General features: G+C 72.6%; 8 protein-coding genes, 1 tRNA gene and 1 pseudogene. 3 read left to right on the top strand and 7 right to left on the bottom strand.

The window, feature by feature from the left end; all coding sequences use genetic code 11:
* The 6 genes and pseudogenes from ACQRUO_RS37295 to ACQRUO_RS37270 all read right to left on the bottom strand — a co-directional run.
* Window positions 1-224 (bottom strand): annotated as a pseudogene (locus tag ACQRUO_RS37295) (hypothetical protein); the annotation flags it as partial.
* 194 nt (window positions 225-418) lie between these two features.
* Window positions 419-1,006 carry an aminoacyl-tRNA hydrolase gene (gene pth, locus ACQRUO_RS37290; RefSeq protein ID WP_428320620.1) on the bottom strand — a complete coding sequence of 196 codons (588 nt, stop codon included), beginning with the start codon at window positions 1,004-1,006 and terminating at the stop codon, window positions 419-421.
* A 148-nt stretch (window positions 1,007-1,154) separates the two neighbouring features.
* The gene (locus tag ACQRUO_RS37285) at window positions 1,155-1,751 is read right to left on the bottom strand and encodes a 50S ribosomal protein L25/general stress protein Ctc (protein WP_428320619.1); all 597 of its coding nucleotides are present in this window, start codon (window positions 1,749-1,751) and stop codon (window positions 1,155-1,157) included.
* A 360-nt stretch (window positions 1,752-2,111) separates the two neighbouring features.
* A complete protein-coding gene (locus ACQRUO_RS37280) occupies window positions 2,112-3,089 on the bottom strand; it encodes a ribose-phosphate diphosphokinase (protein WP_428320618.1) in 978 nt (325 codons plus the stop codon).
* Window positions 3,090-3,304: 215 nt separating this feature from the next.
* Window positions 3,305-4,771, bottom strand: coding sequence for a bifunctional UDP-N-acetylglucosamine diphosphorylase/glucosamine-1-phosphate N-acetyltransferase GlmU (glmU, locus tag ACQRUO_RS37275; RefSeq protein ID WP_428320617.1), 1,467 nt, complete (start codon window positions 4,769-4,771; stop codon window positions 3,305-3,307).
* A gap of 179 nt (window positions 4,772-4,950) precedes the next feature.
* Window positions 4,951-5,023: transfer RNA gene (locus ACQRUO_RS37270), tRNA-Gln, on the bottom strand.
* Between the two features lie 179 nt (window positions 5,024-5,202).
* On the opposite strand from ACQRUO_RS37270, the gene ACQRUO_RS37265 reads away from it, so the two are divergent.
* From ACQRUO_RS37265 to ACQRUO_RS37255, 3 genes are all read left to right on the top strand, one after another.
* Window positions 5,203-6,165, top strand: coding sequence for an acyl-CoA desaturase (locus ACQRUO_RS37265; RefSeq protein WP_428320616.1), 963 nt, complete (start codon window positions 5,203-5,205; stop codon window positions 6,163-6,165).
* A 26-nt stretch (window positions 6,166-6,191) separates the two neighbouring features.
* Window positions 6,192-6,893 carry a TetR family transcriptional regulator gene (locus ACQRUO_RS37260; protein WP_428320615.1) on the top strand — a complete coding sequence of 234 codons (702 nt, stop codon included), beginning with the start codon at window positions 6,192-6,194 and terminating at the stop codon, window positions 6,891-6,893.
* A 109-nt stretch (window positions 6,894-7,002) separates the two neighbouring features.
* Window positions 7,003-7,500 (top strand): MarR family winged helix-turn-helix transcriptional regulator, encoded by a 498-nt coding sequence (locus ACQRUO_RS37255; protein ID WP_428320614.1) that lies wholly within the window; start codon window positions 7,003-7,005, stop codon window positions 7,498-7,500.
* A gap of 136 nt (window positions 7,501-7,636) precedes the next feature.
* Here the strand turns inward: ACQRUO_RS37255 and ACQRUO_RS37250 are convergent.
* A partial coding sequence (locus ACQRUO_RS37250) for a LuxR C-terminal-related transcriptional regulator (protein ID WP_428320613.1) occupies window positions 7,637-8,245 on the bottom strand: 609 nt, incomplete at its 5' end.

Below are 8,245 nucleotides of genomic sequence, written 5' to 3'. Positions count from 1 at the left end.
GTGCCGGTCGGGCGCGGGCTGGCCGCCGGGCTGGCGGCGAGCGTACCGGAGGCGGCCGGCGAGGGCGCCCCGCTCGGCGTGCCGCTGGGGGCGGCCGCGCTCACCGAAGGGGCCGGTGACCCGCCCGGATCGGCGGCGACCGCCGTGGCGGCGCCGCCCAGCAGCGCCGCAGCCGACAGAATCCACGTACCGGCCACCCGTGCCGTGCCCAAGCCCGCGCCCACCAGCGCCCCCATCTTCCCGAGTCCGGGTGAACCGTATCGGATCCGAACGGGCGTTCCGGACCCGGATCGGGGCCTGCGGGGAAGAGTTGTACGACTGTTGCCCTGGTCGTCACGCGGGGCCTGCGGCGCTGTCCCGGCGGTGGATTGACGATCGCTCAGCAAATCCCCAGGCAGCACCCAGGAAGCGCCTCGGATCAGGTGTTGTAGGTGCCCTGGGCCCGCTCCAGACCCTCCGTCAGCAGCGCCTCGACGGCGTCCGCGGAACGGTCCACGAACCAGTCCAGCTCCTTGCGCTCGGTGGCGGAGAAGTCCTTGAGCACGAAGTCGGCCACCTGCATCCGCCCCGGCGGCCGGCCGATCCCGCAGCGCACCCGGTAGTACTCCGGGCCGAGCGACTTGGTGATCGACTTGAGCCCGTTGTGCCCGTTGTCGCCGCCGCCGAGCTTGAGCCGCAGCGTCGCGTAGTCGATGTCCAGTTCGTCGTGGACCGCCACCAGCGCCGAGGCCGGCGCCTTGTAGAAGTCGCGCAGCGCGGTGACCGGGCCGCCGGAGAGGTTCATGAAGGTCATCGGCTTGGCCAGCACCACCCGCTGCCCGACCAGCCGGCCCTCGGCCACCTGGGCCCGGCTCTTGTGCGCCTTGAACCTGGCGCCGATCCGCTCGGCCAGCAGGTCGACCACCATGAAGCCGATGTTGTGCCGGTTGCGGGCGTAGCCCTCCCCGGGATTGCCCAGGCCGACCACCAGCCAGGGGCCGGTGTAGCCGTTGCCGGTCTCGCTCATCTCCCGCTCCTCCTCGTCGAGCACATCATCGCGCGGCCCGGGCCGCCGTCCGAACGCGTGGCGGCCGAACGCGTGGGGCCGAACGCACCGCTGCCCCGGCTCCCACGCGGGAACCGGGGCAGCGGCCGGGTACGACTTACCGCGAGGCTCAGGCCTCGGTGGTCTCCTCGGCGGCGGCCTCCTCGGCCTCCTCCTCGACCGGAGCGGTCTGGGCGCCGATGATCTGCAGCACGACGGCGTCGGCCTCGACGGCCAGCGCGACGCCCTTGGGCAGCGCGATGTCACCGGCGGTGATGGAGGCGCCGGCCTCCAGGCCCTCGATCGAGACGGTGACCGACTCGGGCAGGTGGGTGGCCTCGGCCTCGATCGGCAGCGCGTTCAGCACGTGCTCGACCAGGTTGCCGCCGGGGGCCAGCTCGCCCTCGGTGTGCACCGGGATCTCGACGGTGACCTTCTCGCCACGCTTGACCAGCAGCAGGTCGACGTGCTCGATGGAGCGCTTGATGGCCTCGCGCTGGACGGCCTTCGGCAGCACGAACTCGTCCTTGCCGTCGATCGGGACGACCAGCAGGGCGTTCGGGGTCTTGAGGGCCATCATCAGGTCGTGGCCGGGCAGGTTCAGGTGGACCGGGGCGTGGCCGTGGCCGTAGACGACACCGGGAACGAGGCCGGCGCGGCGGGCGCGACGGGCGGCACCCTTGCCGAACTCGTTGCGGGGCTCGGCGGCGATGCGGATCTCGGACATGCTGCACTCCTGGGCGAGAAGGGGTGCGACAAGCGAAAACCGCCGAGACCACACCCTCAGAGACACGGGGCAGCTCGGCGGAATCAATCCAGCGCGTCGATCACGGACCGGCGCCCTCGGGGCGCACGGCATCCCTCGCCGAGCAGTCCCAGGAGTCTAACCGACCCCCGGCACGACACGGAAATCGGGCCGGCCGGTGACGGCCGGGCGAACCCGCGCCCGGCCGGACCGGCGGTCGGCCGGGGGTCGGGTGCGCGAACGGACCGGCGGTCGGGTGCGCGAACGGACCGGCGGTCGGGTGCGCGAACGGCCCCGCCGCGCAGGGCGACGGGGCCGTTCGATGCCCGGGGTGCTACCGGATCAGTGCACGCCCTCGAAGAGCGAGGTGACCGAGCCCTCCTCGAAGACCTCGCGGATCGCGGCGGCGATCGACGGGGCGATGGAGAGGGTGGTGACCTTGTCCAGCTGGAGCTCGGCCGGGGTGGGCAGGGTGTTGGTGAAGACGAACTCGCTGACCCGGGAGTTCTTCAGCCGGTCCGCGGCCGGGCCGGAGAGCACGCCGTGGGTGGCGGCCACGATGACGTCGGCGGCGCCGTTGTCGAAGAGCGCGTCGGCGGCGGCGCAGATGGTGCCGGCGGTGTCGATCATGTCGTCGACCAGGACGCAGACCCGGCCCTTGACGTCACCGACCACCTCGGCGGACAGGATGGTGTTGGCCTGGCTGGTGTCGCGGCGCTTGTGGATGATCGCCAGCGGGGCGTCCAGGCGGTCGCACCACTGGTCGGCGACCTTCACCCGGCCGGCGTCCGGCGAGACCACGGTCAGCTTGCTGCGGTCCACCTTCTCGCCGATGTAGTCGCAGAGCATCGGCAGCGCGAACAGGTGGTCCACCGGACCGTCGAAGAAGCCCTGGATCTGCGCGGTGTGCAGGTCCACCGCCATCAGGCGGTCGGCACCGGCCTGGCGCAGCAGGTCCGCGACCAGGCGGGCCGAGATGGGCTCGCGGCCCAGGTGCTTCTTGTCCTGGCGGGCGTAGCCGTAGAACGGCAGGATCGCGGTGATGCTCTTGGCGGAGGCCCGCTTCAGAGCGTCGATCATGATCAACTGCTCCATGATCCACTGGTTGATGGGAGCCGTGTGGCTCTGCATCACGAAGCAGTCCGCCCCCCGGGCGGAATCCAGGAAGCGGACGTAGATCTCGCCATTGGCGAATTCGAAGGCCTTGGTCGGGACGAGCTCGGTGCCCAGCGCCGCGGCCACCTCCTTCGCCAGTTCAGGGTGGGCACGGCCGGAGAAGAGCTTCAGCTTCTTCTCACCCGACGTCGTGATCCCGCTCACTGCACCGTCTCCTCGCGTTGCTGCCGCATGGTCCCGCCGCGCCGCACCCCGGCGGCGGCAGCCGCCCGGACCGGTGGTCGACGAGGAATTGGGTACGCCGCAAGGGGGGCTACAGCCCCGCGGCGCACGTATGTACACCAGGTTACGCGCCCGCTCGCGAAGCGCCCTGGCCGGGACCTGTGCGGCTCACCACGTAAGACGGCCCGAGGGGCGGGTCAGACCTCCTCCGCCTCGCCCTCGGACGCGGCGAGCGCGGCCTCGGCAGCAGCGGCGGAAGCAGTGCCGGGGCGCTTGCGCGCCACCCAGCCCTCGATGTTGCGCTGCTGCGCGCGGTTCACGCCGAGCGCGCCCGGGGGCACGTCCTTGGTGATCACCGAGCCCGCACCGGTGTACGCGCCATCACCGATGGTGACCGGGGCGACCAGCATGTTGTCGGTGCCGATCCGGGCGTGCGCGCCGATCACGGTGGGGTTCTTGTTCACCCCGTCCCAGTTGGCGGTCACGCAGGCGGCGCCCACGTTGGCGCCCTCGCCGATGGTGGCGTCGCCCATGTAGGACAGGTGCGGCACCTTGGCGCCGGCGCCGATGCTCGACTTCTTCACCTCGACGAAGGTGCCGATCTTGCCCTTGGCGCCGAGCGCCACCCCGCCGCGCAGGTAGGCGAACGGGCCCACCGAGGCGCCCGCGCCGATCTCGGCCCGCTCGACCACCGCGTTGCTCACCGTGGCGCCGGCCCCGACCACCGCGTCGGTCAGCGTGGAGTGCGGGCCGACCTGGCAGCCCTCGCCCAGGTGGGTGGCGCCGAGCAGCTGGGTGCCGGGCAGCACCACCGCGTCCTGCTCGTAGCTGACCTGCACGTCCAGCCAGGTGCTGGCCGGGTCGACCACGGTCACCCCGGCCCGCATCGCGGCGTCCAGCAGGCGGTCGTTGAGCAGCCGGCGGGCCTCGGCCAGCTGGACCCGGTCGTTGATGCCGAGGATCTCGCGGTGGTCGTCGGCCACCAGCGCGCCCACCCGGTGCCCGGCGTCGCCCAGGATCCGCAGGGTGTCGGTCAGGTACTCCTCGCCCTGCGCGTTGTCGGTGCGCAGCTCGGCCAGCGCTCCGGCCAGCAGCTTGCCGTCGAAGGCGTAGACCCCGGAGTTGATCTCCGCGATCGCGTGCTGCTCGGCGGTGGCGTCCTTGTGCTCGACGATGCCGGCCACCGCGCCGTCGGCCTCGCGCAGGATCCGGCCGTAGCCGGTCGGGTCCGGCACCTGGGCGGTCAGCACCGTGACGCCGTTGCCGTCGGCGGCGTGCCGCTCGGCCAGCGCGCGCAGGGTGGCGGCCGACAGCAGCGGGGTGTCGCCGTAGGTGACGATCACGGTGCCGTCCGGCACCGCCCCCTCGGCGGCCAGCGCCTCCAGCGCCACCCGGGCGGCGTGGCCGGTGCCGCGCTGCTCGTCCTGCACCACCGGGCGGACCGCGGGGTGCTCGGTGCCCAGGTGCTCGGCCACCAGCTCCCTGCGGTGCCCGATCACCACCACCAGCTGCTGCGGCGTCAACTCCTCGGCGGCGCTCACCACGTGGCCCAGCAGAGTGCGGCCACAGATCGGGTGGAGCACCTTGGGCAGCGCCCTGGACTTCATCCGGGTGCCCTCACCGGCGGCGAGCACGATGACGGCGGCGAGGGGATTGGCGCTCACGCGGAGGCTCCTTGGGGGGACCGGAGGACGGGGCGGGCCTGCTGAACCGCATCGAACACCGCGTGGCGGGGCATCGATCGGGCCCGGGAATGACCAGTCCAGAGAATAACCGCGCGAGATGAACCGATTCGCACACCTTCGCACGCGGCCGGGGCGTCGGGCCCCGGCCGCGTGGAGTGCTCCGCCGGTTGGATTCGAACCAACACTGCAAGGCTTCAAAGGCCTGCGGGCTGCCGATTACCCCACGGCGGATGGCTGCTCAGACCATACCGGAGTCCTCCCCCACCTGGGTATCGCCTCCGATCCCCAGGGTGACGACCCGCAGCGCGGGCCGTCGGCACGTGCTTCCCTTGGCGGGCCGAGGAACTTACGATGCCGTAGGTTACGCACACGTAGGCACCGCTCCTTTTTCTCCCAAGGGGACACAGCCCATGACCATCCAGGCCGACCAGCCGCCGGCGAGCTCCGCCGAACGGCCCGCCTCCCAGATCTCCGCGACGATGGGCGGTGAGAAGCAGGGCCTGGCCGAGCGGATCGCCCTCGGCCTCTTCATCGCCGTCCCCTTCCTCGCCCTGCTGGCCGCGGCGCCGGTGGCCTGGGGCTGGGGCCTCGGCTGGCGCGACCTCGCGATCGCGACGGTCATGTACTTCGTCAGCTGCCACGGCGTCACCGTCGGCTTCCACCGCTTCTTCACCCACCGTTCCTTCAAGACCGGCCGGGTCCTCAAGATCGCCATGGCGGTGGCCGGCAGCCTGGCCGTCGAGGGCCCGGTGGTGCGCTGGGTGGCCGACCACCGCAAGCACCACAAGTTCTCCGACCAGGAGGGCGACCCGCACTCGCCCTGGCGCTACGGCGAGACCGTGCCGGCGCTGCTCAAGGGCCTGTGGTGGGCGCACATGGGCTGGCTCTTCGACTCCGAGCAGACCCCGCAGCACATCTACGCGCCCGACCTGGTGAAGGACCGCGACATCCGCACCGTCTCGCGGCTCTTCTGGCTCTGGACCACCATCTCGATGCTGCTGCCGCCGCTCTTCGGCGGGCTGCTCAGCTGGTCCTGGCAGGGTGCGCTGACCGCCTTCTTCTGGGGCTCGCTGGTCCGGGTGGCGTTGCTGCACCACGTGACCTGGTCGATCAACTCGATCTGCCACGCGATCGGCGAGCGCCCCTTCAAGTCGCGGGACCGCTCCGGCAACGTCTGGTGGCTCGCGGTGCTCTCCTGCGGCGAGTCCTGGCACAACCTGCACCACGCCGACCCGACCTCGGCCCGGCACGGCGTGCTGCGCGGCCAGGTGGACTCCTCGGCGCGGCTGATCCGCTGGTTCGAGCAGTTCGGCTGGGCCCGGGACGTCCGCTGGCCCACCGCGGGGCGCATCGACGCCCGGCGCGCGGCATGACCCGTCGCCTACCGCATGATGGAGGGGTGAACGGGAGCAACGGGGTCAGCGCGGAGAGCACGGAGAGCACGGACGGTCATCGGCCGGCCGCCCGCACGGGCGGCGGCCGGGCCGGGCGGGTCCGGATGACCGGCAAGCAGCGGCGCGAACAGCTGCTGGAGATCGGCCGCGCCGTCTTCGCCGAGCGCGGCTACGACGGGACCTCGGTGGAGGAGATCGCCGAGCGGGCGGGCGTCTCCAAGCCGGTGGTCTACGAGCACTTCGGCGGCAAGGAGGGGCTCTACGCGGTGGTGGTGGACCGCGAGATGCAGCTGCTGCTCGACATGGTCACCGGCGCGCTGACCGGCGGGCACTCCCGGGAGCTGCTGGAGCAGGCCGCCTTCGCGCTGATGGACTACATCGACACCTCCACCGACGGCTTCAAGATCCTGGTCCGGGACTCGCCGGTGGCCCAGTCGACCGGCAGCTTCGCCTCGCTGATCAGCGACATCGCCACCCAGGTCGAGGACATCCTGGGCCTGGAGTTCAAGGCCCGCGGCTTCGACGCACGGCTGGCGCCGATGTACTCCCAGATGCTGGTCGGCATGGTGGCGCTGACCGGGCAGTGGTGGCTGGAGGTGCGCAAGCCACAGAAGGCCGAGGTGGCCGCGCACCTGGTCAACCTGGCCTGGCACGGCCTGGAGGGGATGGAGCGGCACCCCAAGCTGGTCGGCGAGCGGCAGAACTGAGCGGACCGCGCCGCCTCGTGCAGAGCCACGAGAACGGGGCCTGTCCGCCCGGGGTTTTCTCGATGTCAAGAGGCTTCATATCGACAGAACCCCCGATACACTGATCCACATGGAGGACGAGGTCGACCGGCTGGTCGCAGCATGGCGCCGCGAGCGCCCCGACCTCGACGTGCAGCCGCTCCAGGTGCTCAGCCGGGTCAGCCGGCTCGCCCGCCACCTGGACCGGGCCCGCCGCGCCGCCTTCGCCGAGCACGGCCTGGAGCCCTGGGAGTTCGACGTGCTGACGGCGCTTCGCCGGGCCGGCCGCCCCTACCAGCTCTCCCCCGGCCAGCTGCTCACCCAGACCCTGGTGACCTCGGGGACCATGACCAACCGGATCGACCGCCTGGCCGGCAAGGACCTGGTGCAGCGGCTGCCCGACCCGGACGACCGGCGCGGGGTGCTGGTGCGGCTCACCGAGTCCGGGCAGGAGAAGGCCGACCAGGCGCTGGCCGGGCTGCTCGCGCACGAGCGGGAGCTGCTGGCCGAGCTCAGCGGCGATCAGCAGGGCGAGCTGGCGGCGCTGCTGCGGCAGTTGGTCGCACCGTTCGACAACATCCCGGGCTGAACCGCGCCCACCGCGGCACTCTGGCCGAAAACCGCTCCTGCAGGCGGGTCACCGCCCACCCGCTCGGCCTACCCGTCGGTGGTACGCACCGTCGGTGGTACGCGCACCGTCGGCGGCTCACCGCATCAGTGGCGGCTCACACCGTGGGTGCGCCGGCCGGCTCGGCCGGGCCGACCCCGGCCCGGCGGGCCAGCGCGACGGCCGCAAGGGTGGAGTGCACGCCCAGCTTGCCCAGCACGTTCTGCATGTGGGTGCGGACGGTGTGCGGGGAGAGGTAGAGCCGCTCGGCCACCGCCTGCCGCCCCAGCCCCGCCACCATGCAGCGCAGCACCTGCTTCTCCCGCGGGGTGAGCGACTCGACCAGCCGCTCGCTCTCGGTGCGGTCCCGGCGGGCCGTGGTCAGCTCCCGCACCACGCCGGTGAGCAGCGCCGGCGGCAGGTGCGTCTCGCCGCGCAGCACCCCGCGCAGCACGGTCAGCAGCCGGGTCAGCGAGCTCTCCTTGGCCACCCAGCCCGCCGCGCCCGCGTAGAGCGCGCGCACCGCCCGGCGCGGGTCCTCCTCGGCGGCCAGCACCACCGCGCGCAGGCCCGGGTAGGTGTGGCAGGCCCGGCCCAGCAGGGCGATCCCGTCCACCGGGCGGCGCGCCGCGGTGGCGGCGGCGCTCTGCGGCGGCCCCGCCAGCACCGTCGGGGGGCCGAGGACGCCGGGCGCGGGCAGCGTCGCCGGGCCGGCGGACGGCACCGG

This window comes from Kitasatospora sp. LaBMicrA B282 (assembly GCF_050325825.1).
In the GTDB taxonomy this organism is placed as follows: domain Bacteria; phylum Actinomycetota; class Actinomycetes; order Streptomycetales; family Streptomycetaceae; genus Kitasatospora.
Note: the sequence above shows the minus strand (reverse complement) of the source record. Positions and strands in the feature narration are given on the sequence as shown.